This is a genomic window from Pseudomonas sp. PDM31 (assembly GCF_019218965.1).
Taxonomy (GTDB): domain Bacteria; phylum Pseudomonadota; class Gammaproteobacteria; order Pseudomonadales; family Pseudomonadaceae; genus Aquipseudomonas.
Genome location: NZ_JAHUWS010000009.1, coordinates 110,408 through 124,669, shown reverse-complemented (window position 1 = coordinate 124,669; position 14,262 = coordinate 110,408). Strand labels below are relative to the sequence as shown.

Sequence of the window (14,262 nt, the reverse complement as noted above, 5' to 3'; positions counted from 1 at the left end):
GATTGATTGAATTTGCAAATGAGGTTGATAGCGGGCATAGTCTCGGCTTCTTTACAACTTCAGCCACGGTCGTGCCCATGCTAAATCGCTTCGCACCCCTCGTGCCTCTCGCACTCGTTACCCTTCTGTTTGGTTGCGCTGCCCACACTCCGGTGTCCGAGCAAGCCCCGCAACAGCAGGTAAAAAATTCTGTTACCGCCCAGTCTTCCAGCGTTTTTCAGGAAGAGCTGGCCACTGAAAAAGAACTGGCTGACTTCGCCGATGGCAAGTCGTACCAGCTCCCGGTTCTGGCTGACAGCATCCTCGAACGTGGCATGTCCCTGATCGGTACCCGTTACCGTTTCGGCGGTACCTCCGAAGCCGGCTTCGATTGCAGTGGCTTCATCGGTTACCTGTTCCGCGAAGAGGCGGGCATGAATCTGCCGCGTTCCACTCGCGAAATGATCAACGTCGATGCGCCGCTGGTTTCACGCAGCAAGCTTGAGCCGGGCGACCTGCTGTTCTTCGCTACCAATGGTCGTCGCGGTCGCGTCAGTCACGCCGGCATCTACCTGGGCGACAACCAGTTCATCCACTCCAGCAGCCGCCGCAGCGGTGGTGTGCGCATCGATAGCCTGGGCGACAGCTACTGGAGCAAGACCTTCATCGAAGCCAAGCGCGCCCTTGCGATGGCTCCGGCGGCAAGCCCTGCAATCGTCACGGCGCGCAAGTAATCCGACATTTTGTAGGGTTAACTTAAAGTCTTACTTGAAGTTTGCCGCGTAGCCGCTAAAATTCTGATCTACGAATGATGGCAAACCGCCTGCGTGACACGCAGGCGGTTTTCTTTTCTGCACTCCCGGCAGAAAAAAGCCGCAGCCAGATCAGGATGCACTGCTAATGATGACCTCGGCCCGCCTCGCAATCATCTGCTTCGCAGCGCTGCTCAGCGCCTGCGCCAGTCGCACACCGCCTCCTGCGCCGGTGGTTCGCGCGCCCATCGTATTCGGATCCTCACAAGCCTTTTCACCTGAAGCGGAAGATGTGCTGTTTCGCGCCCTGGGCCTTGTGGGTACACCTTATCGCTGGGGAGGTAACACACCGGATTCCGGATTTGATTGCAGTGGGTTGATCGCCTACGTGTACCGTGATGTCACGGGGATCTCCTTGCCGCGGACCACTCGCGAAATGATCTCCATGCGAGCGGCCAACGTGGGCAAGGAAGGCCTGCAGACCGGCGATCTGATCTTCTTCGCCACCAATGGCGGCTCCCAGGTCAGCCATGCCGGGATTTATGTCGGCGAGGGACGCTTCGTGCACGCACCGGCCACGGGTGGCACGGTCAAGCTCGACAGTTTGTCCAAGGCGTACTGGCAGAAGGCCTATCTGAGTGCCAAACGTGTGCTGGAACCTGAGCACCTGGCGCGTAATCCGTAGTAGCCCGAGGTTGTGGCCATGACCGCCCGCACACTCAACCTTGACGACGCTTTGTATCAATACCTGCTTGATGTTTCCCTGCGCGAAACGCCGTTGCTCGAGCGCCTGCGCGATGAAACCCAGGCGTTAGCCATGGCGCGTTGGCAGGTGGCACCGGAGCAGGGGCAGTTTCTTGCTCTGCTGGTGAAACTGACCGGTGCCAGGCGTGTGCTGGAGGTTGGCACCTTTACCGGTTATAGCGCGCTGTGCATGGCGGCGGCTTTGCCGGCGGACGGTGCGTTGATCTGCTGTGATATCCCGGGGGACTACAACGCTACCGCACGCCGTTACTGGCAGGAGGCCGGCCTCGCCGAGCGGATTGACCTGCGCCTGGCGCCGGCTTTGGAAACCCTGGCCGAGCTTGAACGGCAAGGGCAGGGCGGGCAGTTCGACCTGGTATTCATCGATGCTGACAAGGCCAATTACCCGCAATACCTGGAGCATGCCTTGGGTTTGTTGCGATCAGGCGGGTTGGTGGTTTTCGATAACACGCTGTGGAGTGGGCGGGTGCTGGAGAGCGATCCCGAGAGTGCGGACACCCGTGCCATCCAGACGCTCAATCGTGCGTTGAAGGAGGATGCGCGGGTGGATCTGTCGTTGTTGCCGTTGGGGGATGGGCTGACCCTCTGCCGCAAACGCTGACGCCCCTCTGTAGGAGCGAGCATGCTCGCGATGGGCGTTAACGATAACGCGGGGAGTCTGATACCCCGCGGTGTTCTTGAGTTCATCGTCGGAACGCCGCCCGGAGCATGCTCGCTCCTACAGTTAAGGGCGCGTCGCGGTTATTTGACCGCCGACACCCGCCACACCTTGTTCCCCACGTCATCGGCCACCAGCAAGTCACCCTGCCGGTCTATCACCACGCCTACCGGCCGACCCATGGCTTGCTCCTCGTCATTCAGGAAGCCGGTCAGCACATCAACCGGCGGCCCGGCGGGTTTGCCAGCGTTGAAGGGCACGAAAATCACTTTGTAGCCACTGTGCGGCTTGCGGTTCCATGAGCCTTGCTGGCCGATGAAAGCACCCTGGGTAAATGGCGCAGGCAGCTTGCTGCCCTCGGCGAAGGTCAGGCCCAGGGAGGCCGTGTGCGGGCCGACGGCATAATCCGGAGGAATGGCCTTGGCCACCAGTTGCGGGTTTTGCGGGTCTACGCGAACGTCGACGTGCTGGCCGTAGTAGCTGTACGGCCAGCCGTAAAAGCCACCGTCCTTGACCGAGGTAATGTAGTCCGGCACCAGGTCGCTGCCGATCTCGTCCCGCTCGTTCACCGCCGTCCACAGCGCGCCACTTTTCGGTTCCCAGTCCATACCGTTGGGGTTGCGCAGGCCGGAGGCGAAAATCCGCTGGTTGCCGGTGGTGCGATCGACTTCCCAGATCGCCGCGCGACCCTCTTCCTTGTTCATGCCGTGTTCGGCGACGTTGCTGTTGGAGCCAACGGTAACGTACAGCTTGCTGCCGTCCTTGCTGGCGATGACGTTTTTGGTCCAGTGGTGATTCAGCGTGCCGCCCGGCAGGTCGAGCACTTTGATTGGTTGCGCCTTGATCACCGTATCGCCGGTTTCATAGTGAAAACGCAGCAGGCGGTCGGTGTCGGCCACGTACAGGTCATTGCCGACCAGGGTCATGCCAAACGGCGAGTTGAGGTTTTGCAGGAACACTGTGCGGGTTTCGGCAACGCCGTCGTGGTCCTTGTCGCGCAACAATGTGATTCGATTCGGGCTCGGTACGCCAGCACCCGCGCGGCCCATGACCTTCTTCATTACCCAGCCTTTAACGCCCTTGCCATCATCGGGTTTGGGTGGCGCATTGGTTTCCGCCACCAGAATGTCGCCGTTGGGCAGCACGTACAGCCATCTAGGGTGGTCCAGGTTTTCGGCGAACGCCGCCACTTGAGTTCCTGTCGCGGCGACCGGTTTCGCGCCCTGCGGCCAGCCTGTTGCCGGCGCTATGTTGATCGTCGGCAGCAGGGTTTTGTTGGGTTGCGGGAGCTGGGGGGACGGCCCGGTGCCGTCGGCGACTTTCAGGCTGGCGCTTTCACCGCAGGCGGCGAGCCCACCGACGAGCGTAATCATGACAAAGAGCTGGGCGGTGCGCATGCTGGGCTTCCCTATGAATACCTTCTTCTAATCATAGAGAAGCGTTATCGCGCGAAGGTTCAACGCCTCAGGTGCGAGCTTCTTTGAAAAGCACGGCAATCCCGGGGTGGTAGTTGCCGGCCTCGTTGCGCAACTTGCGATAGGCGTAGGGGAAGTACCAAGCCACGGCGCAGGTATGCTCCTTTTGCAGGTCGTCGACCATGTCCTGCAGCTCTTCCGGCGTGGCACCCTGCTGGGCTTTGTGCGGGGCGACGAACAGGCAGCCCAGTTTCAGCTCGCTGGCATGACTCAGGCGCCTGGCATCGCTGGTGACGTCGAGCAATGCCTGAGTCACATTGAGGCTGTTGACCCGTGGCCAGCGCTGGCTGGTCTGGATGTAGGCGCGGGTGTCGGGTGTCGCGAGAAACAGATCGGCGCGGCTGTTGCGTTCGCCTTCTTCGGTCTGTTTGCGGGTTTGCGTCTGTTGCAGGGTGACCATTTCGGCCATCCAGGCTGCCACGGAGAGCAATCCAAGATTGGCCTTTTCGTCGTGCCAGTACGGCGTTTCAGCGTCGCCGCGTATGGCGTTGTAACGGTCGATGCAGTCGAACCAGCGTTCCAGCGCCGGGCGCAGGAATTCCAGCTTCGGATTGCTGATGATCATGCCTTGCATGGGGTTCACCCTTGTTATTGTGTAGTAAATTTATGGCGCTTTGATATCACTGCTGAGGCCAAGGCACAAGATCGCTGTCGGATTATTGATAAGCGCACTTAATTGCTCTCCAGCGTCCCGGCTTTAATTGACGCTCCACCCCCAACCCTCTAACCTTCGCGGCTTGTTTCAGGTGCTCTGTGGCTTGGGTCGACAGAGTGAAACAGGGAAGCCGGTGAGTGAGCCTTCGATGGGTTCGAAAGCCCACAATCCCGGCGCTGCCCCCGCAACGGTAAATGAGTGAAAGCTGCGCCTTGAGCCACTGTGTCCATTGTCGACATGGGAAGGCGCGCAGCCTGGCGCAAAGCCGCTCATGAGCCCGGAGACCGGCCTGATTCATCCAGTGGCATCACGGTGGGCGATGCCAGGCTTGTTGCCACCTATTCTTGTGCCTGCCCGCCGTTATCCAGACTCAACGGAGAGCTCCCCCATGACTGATACCCCCGATCGTGACGAACGTCACCTGGCGCGCATGCAGCGCAAAAAAGCCGTGATCGACGAACGCATCGCCAATTCCCCGAATGAATGCGGCCTGTTGCTGGTGTTGACCGGCAACGGCAAAGGCAAGAGCAGTTCGGCTTTCGGCATGCTCGCGCGCGCCATGGGCCATGGCATGCAATGCGGCGTGGTGCAGTTCATCAAGGGACGCAACAGCACCGGAGAAGAACTGTTCTTCCGGCGTTTCCCGGAGCAGGTGCGCTTTCATGTGATGGGCGAGGGGTTCACCTGGGAAACCCAGGACCGTCAGCGCGATATCGCCGCCGCGCAAGCGGCGTGGCAGGTTTGCCGCGAGCTGCTGCGTGACCCTGCCATAGGCCTGGTAGTACTCGATGAATTGAATATCGCCCTCAAGCACGGCTACCTCGACCTCGATCTGGTGCTCAGCGACCTGCAGGCCCGCCCGCCCATGCAACACGTGGTGGTTACCGGCCGCGCCGCGAAAGCGGAAATGATCGAGCTGGCCGACACCGTCACCGAAATGGGCATGATCAAGCACGCCTTCCAGGCCGGGATCAAGGCGCAGAAAGGCGTCGAGCTGTGAAGCAATCCCGTCATTGTCCGGCGGTGCTGATTGCCGCGCCGGCTTCCGGTCAGGGCAAGACCACCGTCACCGCCGCGCTGGCCCGCTTGCATCGCAATCAGGGACGCAAGGTGCGGGTGTTCAAGTGCGGACCCGACTTTCTCGATCCGATGATCCTCGAACGCGCCAGCGGTGCGCCGGTGTATCAACTGGACATGTGGATGGTCGGTGAACAGGACAGTCGTCGCCTGTTGTGGGAAGCCGCCGGCGAGGCCGACCTGATCCTTATCGAAGGGGTCATGGGCCTGTTCGATGGCACGCCGTCCAGTGCCGATCTGGCCCGGCATTTTGGTGTGCCGGTGTTGGGTGTCATCGATGGCACCGCCATGGCGCAGACGTTTGGCGCACTGGCCCTGGGTCTGGCGCGTTATCAACCGGACTTGCCATTTGCCGGGGTGCTGGCCAACCGCGTGGGCACCCAGCGTCACGCGCAATTGCTCGAAGGCAGCCTCACCGAAGGGTTGCGCTGGTATGGTGCCTTGTCCCGTGAGACCGGGATCGAATTGCCGAGCCGGCACCTGGGACTTGTCCAGGCCAGTGAATTGAACGATCTCGACTTGCGTCTCGATGCCGCGGCCGACGCCCTGGCCAGCAGTTGCGAAGTAACGCTGCCACCGGCGGTAGAGTTTGCGACTCCCGATGTGCTTGAAGTCGAACCGTTACTGGCCGGCGTGCGCATTGCCATCGCCCGTGATGAAGCCTTTGCCTTCACCTACGGCGCGAGCCTGGATCTGCTGCGAGCGATGGGCGCCGAGTTGTCATTCTTTTCGCCGATCCGCGACAGTGGTTTGCCTGAGGCGGACAGTTTGTATCTGCCGGGCGGTTATCCGGAATTGCATCACGTGGCGCTGTCGCGGAACACGTCGATGCTGGCGGCGATCCGCGCCCACCATGCAGCTGGTAAACCGCTACTGGCCGAGTGTGGCGGCATGCTTTACCTGCTCGACTCGTTGACCGATGTCGAGGGCACCCGCGCCGAACTGGTCGGTTTGTTGCCGGGTGAGGCTGTCATGCAAAAGCGTCTGGCGGCGCTGGCGTTGCAAGCGGTGGAGTTGCCAGAGGGAGCGCTGCGTGGGCACACGTATCACCATTCGCTGACCACCACTGGACTTGAGCCGATTGCCCGAGGCTTGAGCCCGAATGGCGGACGTGGGGCCGAGGCGGTTTATCGCGAGGGGCGGATGACGGCTTCCTACGTGCACTTCTATTTTCCATCCAACCCATCAGCGATTGCCGCACTATTTGCCCCCGAGCCTGAAGCCGCCTTCGCTGGCAAGCCAGCTCCCACAAGGATTGATGTATTGCCTGAAGAAATGCAGAACCCTGTGGGAGCGGGCTTGCCCGCGAAGAGGCCATGACTGACAACGCCTTTTCCGAAGCCGAACGCGCTGCCGTCTACCGCGCCATCGCCGAACGCCGCGACATGCGCCATTTCAGTGGCGGCACCGTCGAGCCCGAACTGCTCCGGCGCCTGCTCGAAGCCGCACACCAGGCACCCAGCGTCGGCCTGATGCAGCCATGGCGTTTCATCCGCATCAGCGATGGAACGCTGCGCGGGCAGATCCGGCAACTGGTGGAAGAAGAACGTATCCGCACCGCCGAAGCACTCGGCGAGCGCAGCGATGAGTTCATGAAACTCAAGGTCGAAGGCATCAGCGATTGCGCCGAAGTGCTGGTCGCCGCGCTGATGGATGATCGCGAGCGACATATCTTCGGCCGCCGCACCCTGCCGGAAATGGACATGGCGTCGTTGTCCTGCGCCATTCAGAACCTGTGGCTGGCCTCCCGCGCCGAAGGGCTGGGCATGGGCTGGGTATCTCTGTTCGAACCGCAGGCGCTGGCCAATCTACTGAAATTGCCACCCGGCGCCAAACCCCTCGCGGTGCTGTGCCTGGGGCCGGTCAAAGAATTCTATCCAGCGCCGATGCTGGTACTCGAAGGCTGGGCGCAAGCGCGTCCGTTGAGCGAACTGCTGTACGAAAATTATTGGGGAGTGAGTCAATGAGTGTGGCGTTGTTGAGTGTCGCCGCAGTGGCGCTGGATGCGCTGCTGGGTGAACCCAAACGCTGGCATCCGCTGGTGGCGTTCGGCCGTTTTGCCGAGCGCGTCGAGCAACGTTTCAATGGTGGTGGGCGTGGCTGGCGCAGCCATGGCGTCACCGCCTGGGTGATCGCCGTATTGCCGCTGACTCTGCTGGCCACCGCATTTTCCTGGGCGCCTTATGTTGGCTGGATAGTCGAGATCCTCGCGCTTTATTGCGCGCTCGGCATGCGCAGTCTCGGCGAGCATGTAGAGCCAGTTGCCAGAGCGCTGCGCAGTGATGACCTGGAGGAGGCGCGCACCCGTGTGAGCTATCTGGTCAGCCGCAAGACCACTGACCTGGATAAAACCGAGGTCGCCCGTGCCGCCACCGAGTCAGTGCTGGAAAACGGCAGTGACGCGGTGTTCGCCGCGTTGTTCTGGTTTGCCGTGGCCGGAGCGCCGGGCGTCGTGCTCTATCGTTTGAGCAACACCCTGGATGCGATGTGGGGTTATCGCAATGAGCGCTTCGAGCGCTTCGGCTGGGCAGCGGCGAAGATCGACGACGTACTCAACTACATTCCTGCGCGGCTGGTGGCGTTGACTTACGCTGTGCTTGGCAAAACCCGGCTGGCGATCAAATGCTGGCGCACCCAGGGGCCGACCTGGGACAGCCCCAACGCCGGTCCGGTGATGGCGGCGGGAGCCGGGGCGCTGGGCGTGGAGCTGGGTGGGGCGGCGATTTATCACGGCGAACTGCATCAGCGTCCACAGTTGGGCGAAGGCTTGCCGGCGGATGCCGACTCGATCGACCGGGGCTGGCAATTGGTCCAGCGCGGGGTATGGTTATGGCTGCTGATCCTGTGCATAGGGGCCGAATTTTATGCTTGAGCACGGTGGACGGTTGCGCAAGGCGGCGCTCGATTACTGCATAGATGAAGCCGAATGGCTCGACCTGTCCACCGGCCTTGCCCCCTGGCCTTTTGCGGTGCCGGACATTCCGTTGCGGGCTTGGGCGCGCTTGCCGGAAACCGACGATGGACTGGAGCAGGCTGCCTGCGATTATTACGGCACCTTGCAGGCCTTGCCGGTGGCCGGCTCGCAAATGGCCATTCAACTGCTGCCGCGCTTGCGTCGTGCGGGCAAGGTCGGCGTGTTGTCGCCCTGTTATGCCGAGCATGCCGAAGCGTGGCGTCGCAACGGCTACATCGTGCGCGAAGTGCTGGAGCATGAAGTCGACTTCTTCCTGGACAGCCTCGACGTGCTGGTGGTGGTTAATCCGAATAACCCCACGGGGTTGAGCCTGACGCCCGCTCGCTTGCTCGACTGGCACTCGCGACTGGCTCAGCGCGGTGGCTGGTTGGTGGTGGACGAGGCTTTCATGGACAACACGCCGCAACTGAGTTTGGCGCCATTTGCCCACCAGGTCGGTTTGATTGTATTGCGTTCGTTCGGCAAGTTTTTTGGTCTGGCCGGTGTGCGCCTGGGCTTCGTGCTGGCCGAGCGCAGGCTGCTCAAGTTGCTGGCCGAGCAAGTGGGGCCATGGGCGGTCAGCGGGCCGACCCGGGTGGCGGGTGCAGCCTGCCTGCGCGATACGCAAGCGCAGGCCAGGCAACGAGAGCGCGCCGAGGAGGCCAGCGAACGCCTGGCCGCGCTGCTGGACCTATATGGCTTCAAACCTCAGGGTGGTTGCGCCTTGTTCCAGTGGCTGATCACCGAGCGCGCCGAAGAACTGTATGAGTTCATGGCCCGGCGCGGCATTCTGCTGCGCTTGTTCACCCACAACAGCAGTCTGCGCTTCGGCCTGCCTGGCGAAGAGGCGGATTGGGTGCGCCTGAGTCAGGCTTTCGAAGAATACGCCAAGGATAACCAATGACCACGCTGATGGTGCAGGGCACCACGTCGGATGCAGGCAAAAGCACGCTGGTGACCGCGCTGTGTCGCTGGGTCACGCGCCAGGGCGTGAGGGTGGTGCCGTTCAAGCCGCAAAACATGGCCCTCAACAGCGCGGTGACCGCCGACGGTGGCGAGATCGGTCGCGCGCAAGCGGTGCAGGCCCAGGCGGCCGGCCTCGAACCGCACACTGACATGAACCCGGTGCTGCTCAAGCCCAACAGCGACACCGGCGCCCAGGTAATCATTCATGGCCGTGCGGTCACCTCCATGAACGCTGTCGCCTATCACGACTACAAGACCATCGCCATGCAGGCGGTGCTGGCCTCCCACGAGCGCCTGAGCGCGGCGTATCCGCTGGTCATGGTTGAAGGCGCGGGCTCTCCGGCCGAAATCAATCTGCGTGCCGGTGACATTGCCAACATGGGGTTTGCCGAAGCGGTGGACTGCCCGGTTGTGCTGATTGCCGACATCGATCGCGGTGGCGTGTTCGCCCATCTGGTGGGCACATTGGAACTGCTGTCGGCGAGCGAGCAGGCGCGGGTCAAGGGGTTCATCATCAACCGTTTTCGCGGTGACATCGCCTTGCTGCAACCGGGTCTAGACTGGCTGGAACAACGCACCGGCAAGCCGGTGATCGGCGTCCTGCCGTATGTGATGGATCTGCACCTGGAGGCTGAGGACGGCATCGATCAGCGCCAGACCGCCAAGGCCGACCAGGTCTTGAAAGTCGTGGTGCCGGTGCTGCCGCGCATCAGTAATCACACCGATTTCGATCCTTTGCGCTTGCATCCGCAGGTGGACCTGCAATTCATCGGCCCCGGCCAGGCCATACCGCCTGCCGACCTGATCATTCTGCCCGGCTCGAAAAGTGTGCGCAGCGACCTCGCTCATCTGCGCGCCAACGGCTGGGAAAGCGCTATCGCCCGCCACCTGCGTTACGGCGGCAAGTTGCTGGGTATCTGTGGCGGCCTGCAAATGCTCGGCGAGCAAGTGCACGACCCGCTCGGCCTCGAAGGGGCGCCGGGCTCCAGCGCCGGCCTGGGCTTGCTGGCGTTCCAGACGCAGCTCGAACAAGAGAAACAGTTGCGCAATGTGCGCGGTCGCCTGGCGCTTGAAGATGCGCCGGTTGCCGGCTATGAGATTCACGCCGGCGTGACCACCGGGCCGGCCCTGGAAAACGCAGCGGTGCAACTCGATGACGGTCGCTGTGATGGTGCGCAAAGCGCCGACGGGCAGATCTTCGCCACCTATCTGCATGGCCTGTTCGAGTCACCGGCGGCGTGCAGCGCGCTGTTGCGCTGGGCAGGTTTGCAGGATGTGCAGGCGGTGGATTACCACGCCTTGCGCGAACGCGATATCGAGCGCTTGGCAGATTTGGTGGAGAAGCATCTGGATACCCGACAGCTGCGGCAGCTCTGTGGGATTTGAGGTGAGTTTGAGGGCGCCATCGCGGGCAAGCCCGCTCCCACCGGGTCGGTGATTGTGCCCAAAGTTGTGAACAGCCCCGATCCTTGTGGGAGCGGGCTTGCCCGCGAATAGGCCTGCATCCTCACCGAAGTTCTTAAGGAATAAACCATGCTCCAACTGATCCTCGGCGGCGCGCGCTCCGGCAAAAGTCGCCTGGCCGAAAAAATGGCAACAGACAGTCAGCTTCAGGTGACCTACATCGCCACCAGCCAGCCCTTGGACGGTGAAATGAGCGATCGCGTGGCCCATCACCGCGCCCGCCGTCCCGCCGAATGGGCGCTGGTCGAAGAACCCCTGGAACTGGCCCGGGTCCTGAGCGAAAACGCCGGCAGTGACCGTTGCCTGCTGGTGGATTGCCTGACCTTGTGGCTGACCAACCTGTTGATGCTCGACAACCCCGAACGCCTGCACGCCGAGCGCGAAGCCTTGCTCGACTGCCTGGCTTCCTTGCCGGGTGAAGTCATTTTTGTCAGCAACGAAACCGGAATGGGTGTCGTGCCACTGGGCGAATTGACTCGCCGCTACGTCGATGAAGCCGGTTGGCTGCATCAAGCCCTGGCCGAGCGCTGTCAGCGAGTCGTGCTGACCGTGGCGGGCCTGCCCCTGACTCTGAAAGGAACTGCGTTATGACTCAATCCTGGTGGCTGAACCCGTGCCAGCCGATCGATGCGCAAGTGCTCGAACAGGCGCAGGCGCGCCAACAGCAACTGACCAAGCCAGCGGGTTCTCTCGGTGAGCTGGAGTCGGTGGCAGTGCAGCTTGCCGGTTTGCAAGGGCGGGTCAAACCGAGCCTGGATCAGCTATGGATCGCCATTTTTGCCGGCGACCACGGCGTAGTCGCCGAGGGGGTGTCGGCGTTTCCCCAGGCAGTCACCGGGCAGATGCTGCACAACTTCGTCAGCGGTGGCGCGGCGATCAGTGTGCTGGCACGGCAGTTGGGCGCCTCCCTTGAAGTGGTGGATCTGGGCACGATCACGCCGACGCTCGATCTGCCGGGCGTGCGGCACTTGGACATCGGCGCCGGCACGGCAAACTTTGTGCAGGGGCCAGCGATGACCGGTTCCCAGGGCCAACTGGCTTTGCAGGCCGGTCGTGACAGCGTGCAGCGGGCCAAAGCGGCGGGCACACAATTGTTCATCGGTGGCGAAATGGGCATCGGCAACACCACAGCGGCCAGCGCCCTGGCCTGTGCTTTGCTCGATTGCCCTGTGACCCATTTGACCGGGCCGGGCACCGGGCTCGATGCCGCAGGTGTCAGCCATAAGGCGCAGGTTATCGAGCGTGGGTTGGCGCTGCACCATGCGCAGCGTGGCGATGCCTTGCAGACCCTGTTCAACCTGGGTGGTTTTGAAATCGCGGCGCTGGTGGGTGCCTATCTGGCGTGCGCGCAGGAAGGTATTGCGGTGCTGGTGGACGGCTTCATCTGCAGTGTCGCTGCGCTGGTCGCGGTGCGCTTGAACCCTGAGTGTCGTCAGTGGCTGCTGTTTGCTCACAGGGGAGCCGAGCCGGGTCATCGCCATGTGCTGGAGACCTTGAACGCGCACCCCTTGCTCGATCTCGGTCTGCGCCTGGGCGAAGGCAGTGGCGCGGCTCTGGCTGTGCCGTTGTTGCGTCTGGCGTGTGACCTGCACGGGCAGATGGCGACGTTCGCCGAAGCCTCAGTGGCGGATCGTCCGGCATGACCTTGCGCCTGGATCTGCTGCGCCACGGCGAAACCGAGCTCGGCGGCGGCCTGCGTGGCAGCCTCGACGATGCCCTGACCGCCACGGGCTGGGCGCAGATGCGCGCGGCGGTGGTTGAGCAGGGCCCGTGGGATCGGCTGATCAGTTCGCCCCTGCAGCGTTGTGCGCTATTCGCGCAAGAGCTGGGCGAGCAATTGACTGTGCCCGTGCAGCTGGAAAAGGATCTGCAGGAGCTGCACTTCGGTGCCTGGGAAGGGCAGAGCGCTGCGGCGTTGATGCAAACCGATGCACAAGCCCTCGGCCTGTTCTGGGCGAATCCGTATTCGTTCACGCCGCCCCAGGGGGAGCCGGTCACAGACTTTGCGACCCGGGTGCTGGCAGCGATCGAGCGGTTGCACGCGAACTGCGCAGGCGAGCGGGTGTTGCTGATCAGCCACGGCGGTGTCATGCGCCTGTTGCTGGCGCAGGCCCGGGGGTTGCCCCGCGAGCAGTTGCTCAACGTTGAAGTGGGGCATGGGGCGCTGTTTTCGCTGACGGTGGAGCCCGGTGGATTGTTAAGGGAAGCGCTCTGACCATGTTGCCGTTCTGGATTGCCCTGCAGTTTCTCAGCAGCCTGCCGATTCGTCTGCCGGGCATGCCGCAGCCCCGGGAGTTGGGGCGGTCGCTGCTGTTTTATCCGCTGGTGGGATTGCTCTTTGGCGCCATTCTGTGGGTGGTGAACTGGCTGTTACTGGGCATACCGACGTTGCTGCACGGGGCGTTACTGCTGAGCGTTTGGGTACTGCTCAGCGGCGGGCTGCATCTGGATGGCCTGGCGGATAGCGCCGATGCCTGGCTCGGCGGTTTTGGCGACCGTGAGCGTACGCTGACCATCATGAAAGACCCGCGTAGCGGGCCGATCGCGGTGGTCACGCTGGTGTTGGTGTTGCTGCTGAAATTTGCTGCGCTGCTGGCGTTGATCGAGCAGCAGCAGGCGGTTGCGCTGATTATTGTGCCCTTGATCGGGCGCAGTGCAATGCTCGGGCTGTTCCTGAGTACCCCCTATGTTCGCGCCGCAGGTTTGGGTCAGGCATTGGCTGACCATCTGCCGCGTGCGGCGGGTTGGCGGGTACTGGCGGCTAGCGGGCTGGCGTGTGTGCTGATCGGCGGTTTGAGCGGTGTAGTGGCAGTGGTGTTGGCGGCTATTGGATTCGTCTGGTTGCGCCAAGTAATGGTACGGCGATTAGGCGGGACGACGGGCGACACGGCTGGAGCGTTGCTCGAACTGCTGGAGGTTGGGGTGCTGGTGGGGTTGGCGTTGACCTGAAGGTTTAAAAGATCGCAGCCTGCGGCAGCCCCTGCAGGGACCGCGTTGCCCTGTAGGAACTGCCGCAGGCTGCGATCTTTTGATCTTCTGTGCAATCCTGTATCTTGATTTAACCGATTCACGGGTATATACACGCACCATGCTCGATTCCCAATGTTTATGCATCAACCTGCGTCGCGCCGCCCGTGGCGTCAGCAGGCATTACGACGGCGCTCTGGATGGCTTCGGAATCAACGTTGCCCAGTATTCGTTGCTGTGTAACCTGCAGCGCTTGGATCAGCCGAGTATTTCCACCCTGGCCGAGGCCATGGGGCTGGATCGCAGCACCCTGGGGCGTAACCTGCGGGTGCTGGAAGGCGAAGGTCTGGTGACGCTGGTCGAGGGCGAAGACATGCGTAACCGCATTGTCCTGCTGACCGACGCCGGTGCCGAACGCCTTGAGGCGGCATTGCCGGCCTGGGAAGCGGCGCAGCAACGCCTGGTCGATCGCCTGGGCGCCGAGAAGCGCGAAATATTGTTGAAGCTGTTGGACGAACTGGCTTGATGCCAGTTTGTCCGATCTTAAGCGG

At 62.3% G+C, this 14,262-nt stretch carries 16 protein-coding genes and 1 riboswitch; of the genes, 14 read left to right on the top strand and 2 right to left on the bottom strand.

The genetic code is table 11. The features are described 5' to 3' along the window. Nucleotides 1-77: 77 nt before the first annotated feature. The 3 genes from KW839_RS18605 (at nucleotide 78) to KW839_RS18595 (ending at nucleotide 2,097) form a co-directional block, all read left to right on the top strand. On the top strand, nucleotides 78-713 hold the full coding sequence (locus tag KW839_RS18605) for a C40 family peptidase (RefSeq protein ID WP_060541492.1): 636 nt from the start codon (nucleotides 78-80) through the stop codon (nucleotides 711-713). Nucleotides 714-879: 166 nt separating this feature from the next. Next, a complete protein-coding gene (locus KW839_RS18600) occupies nucleotides 880-1,416 on the top strand; it encodes a C40 family peptidase (protein WP_060541493.1) in 537 nt (178 codons plus the stop codon). An 18-nt stretch (nucleotides 1,417-1,434) separates the two neighbouring features. Beyond that, nucleotides 1,435-2,097: an O-methyltransferase gene (locus KW839_RS18595; protein WP_060541494.1), complete on the top strand. Its 663-nt coding sequence runs from the start codon at nucleotides 1,435-1,437 to the stop codon at nucleotides 2,095-2,097. A 140-nt stretch (nucleotides 2,098-2,237) separates the two neighbouring features. Here the strand turns inward: KW839_RS18595 and KW839_RS18590 are convergent, their stop codons facing one another. Further along, nucleotides 2,238-3,551, bottom strand: coding sequence for a sorbosone dehydrogenase family protein (locus tag KW839_RS18590; protein ID WP_218425141.1), 1,314 nt, complete (start codon nucleotides 3,549-3,551; stop codon nucleotides 2,238-2,240). 67 nt (nucleotides 3,552-3,618) lie between these two features. Then, nucleotides 3,619-4,203 (bottom strand): hypothetical protein, encoded by a 585-nt coding sequence (locus tag KW839_RS18585; RefSeq protein WP_060541496.1) that lies wholly within the window; start codon nucleotides 4,201-4,203, stop codon nucleotides 3,619-3,621. 153 nt (nucleotides 4,204-4,356) lie between these two features. Continuing rightward, a riboswitch (cobalamin riboswitch) is annotated at nucleotides 4,357-4,592 on the top strand. An 80-nt stretch (nucleotides 4,593-4,672) separates the two neighbouring features. Here KW839_RS18585 and cobO point away from each other — a divergent pair. The 11 genes from cobO to KW839_RS18530 all read left to right on the top strand — a co-directional run bounded on the left by cobO (nucleotide 4,673) and on the right by KW839_RS18530 (nucleotide 14,237). After that, a complete protein-coding gene (gene cobO, locus KW839_RS18580) occupies nucleotides 4,673-5,284 on the top strand; it encodes a cob(I)yrinic acid a,c-diamide adenosyltransferase (protein WP_060541497.1) in 612 nt (203 codons plus the stop codon). Beyond that, nucleotides 5,281-6,681 (top strand): cobyrinate a,c-diamide synthase, encoded by a 1,401-nt coding sequence (locus KW839_RS18575; protein ID WP_218425140.1) that lies wholly within the window; start codon nucleotides 5,281-5,283, stop codon nucleotides 6,679-6,681. Before cobO ends, KW839_RS18575 begins: the two co-directional genes overlap by 4 nt. Further along, nucleotides 6,678-7,328, top strand: a complete 651-nt coding sequence (gene bluB, locus KW839_RS18570) for a 5,6-dimethylbenzimidazole synthase (protein ID WP_218425139.1) — start codon at nucleotides 6,678-6,680, stop codon at nucleotides 7,326-7,328. The genes KW839_RS18575 and bluB overlap by 4 nt, the downstream gene beginning before the upstream one ends. Further along, nucleotides 7,325-8,233: an adenosylcobinamide-phosphate synthase CbiB gene (gene cbiB / locus KW839_RS18565; RefSeq protein WP_218425138.1), complete on the top strand. Its 909-nt coding sequence runs from the start codon at nucleotides 7,325-7,327 to the stop codon at nucleotides 8,231-8,233. The genes bluB and cbiB overlap by 4 nt, the downstream gene beginning before the upstream one ends. Then, nucleotides 8,226-9,218 carry a threonine-phosphate decarboxylase CobD gene (gene cobD, locus KW839_RS18560; protein WP_218425137.1) on the top strand — a complete coding sequence of 331 codons (993 nt, stop codon included), beginning with the start codon at nucleotides 8,226-8,228 and terminating at the stop codon, nucleotides 9,216-9,218. Before cbiB ends, cobD begins: the two co-directional genes overlap by 8 nt. Next, complete coding sequence (locus KW839_RS18555; RefSeq protein ID WP_218425136.1) at nucleotides 9,215-10,666, top strand: cobyric acid synthase; 1,452 nt, start codon at nucleotides 9,215-9,217, stop codon at nucleotides 10,664-10,666. Before cobD ends, KW839_RS18555 begins: the two co-directional genes overlap by 4 nt. 147 nt (nucleotides 10,667-10,813) lie before the next feature. Continuing rightward, nucleotides 10,814-11,335, top strand: coding sequence for a bifunctional adenosylcobinamide kinase/adenosylcobinamide-phosphate guanylyltransferase (cobU, locus tag KW839_RS18550; protein ID WP_060541503.1), 522 nt, complete (start codon nucleotides 10,814-10,816; stop codon nucleotides 11,333-11,335). Then, nucleotides 11,332-12,387 (top strand): nicotinate-nucleotide--dimethylbenzimidazole phosphoribosyltransferase, encoded by a 1,056-nt coding sequence (gene cobT / locus KW839_RS18545; RefSeq protein ID WP_218425135.1) that lies wholly within the window; start codon nucleotides 11,332-11,334, stop codon nucleotides 12,385-12,387. The genes cobU and cobT overlap by 4 nt, the downstream gene beginning before the upstream one ends. Beyond that, complete coding sequence (cobC, locus tag KW839_RS18540; RefSeq protein WP_218425134.1) at nucleotides 12,384-12,959, top strand: alpha-ribazole phosphatase family protein; 576 nt, start codon at nucleotides 12,384-12,386, stop codon at nucleotides 12,957-12,959. Before cobT ends, cobC begins: the two co-directional genes overlap by 4 nt. Nucleotides 12,960-12,961: 2 nt before the next feature. Then, nucleotides 12,962-13,693 (top strand): adenosylcobinamide-GDP ribazoletransferase, encoded by a 732-nt coding sequence (locus KW839_RS18535; protein ID WP_218425133.1) that lies wholly within the window; start codon nucleotides 12,962-12,964, stop codon nucleotides 13,691-13,693. 139 nt (nucleotides 13,694-13,832) lie between these two features. Further along, nucleotides 13,833-14,237: a MarR family winged helix-turn-helix transcriptional regulator gene (locus tag KW839_RS18530; protein WP_218425132.1), complete on the top strand. Its 405-nt coding sequence runs from the start codon at nucleotides 13,833-13,835 to the stop codon at nucleotides 14,235-14,237. The last annotated feature ends 25 nt before the right edge of the window (nucleotides 14,238-14,262 follow it).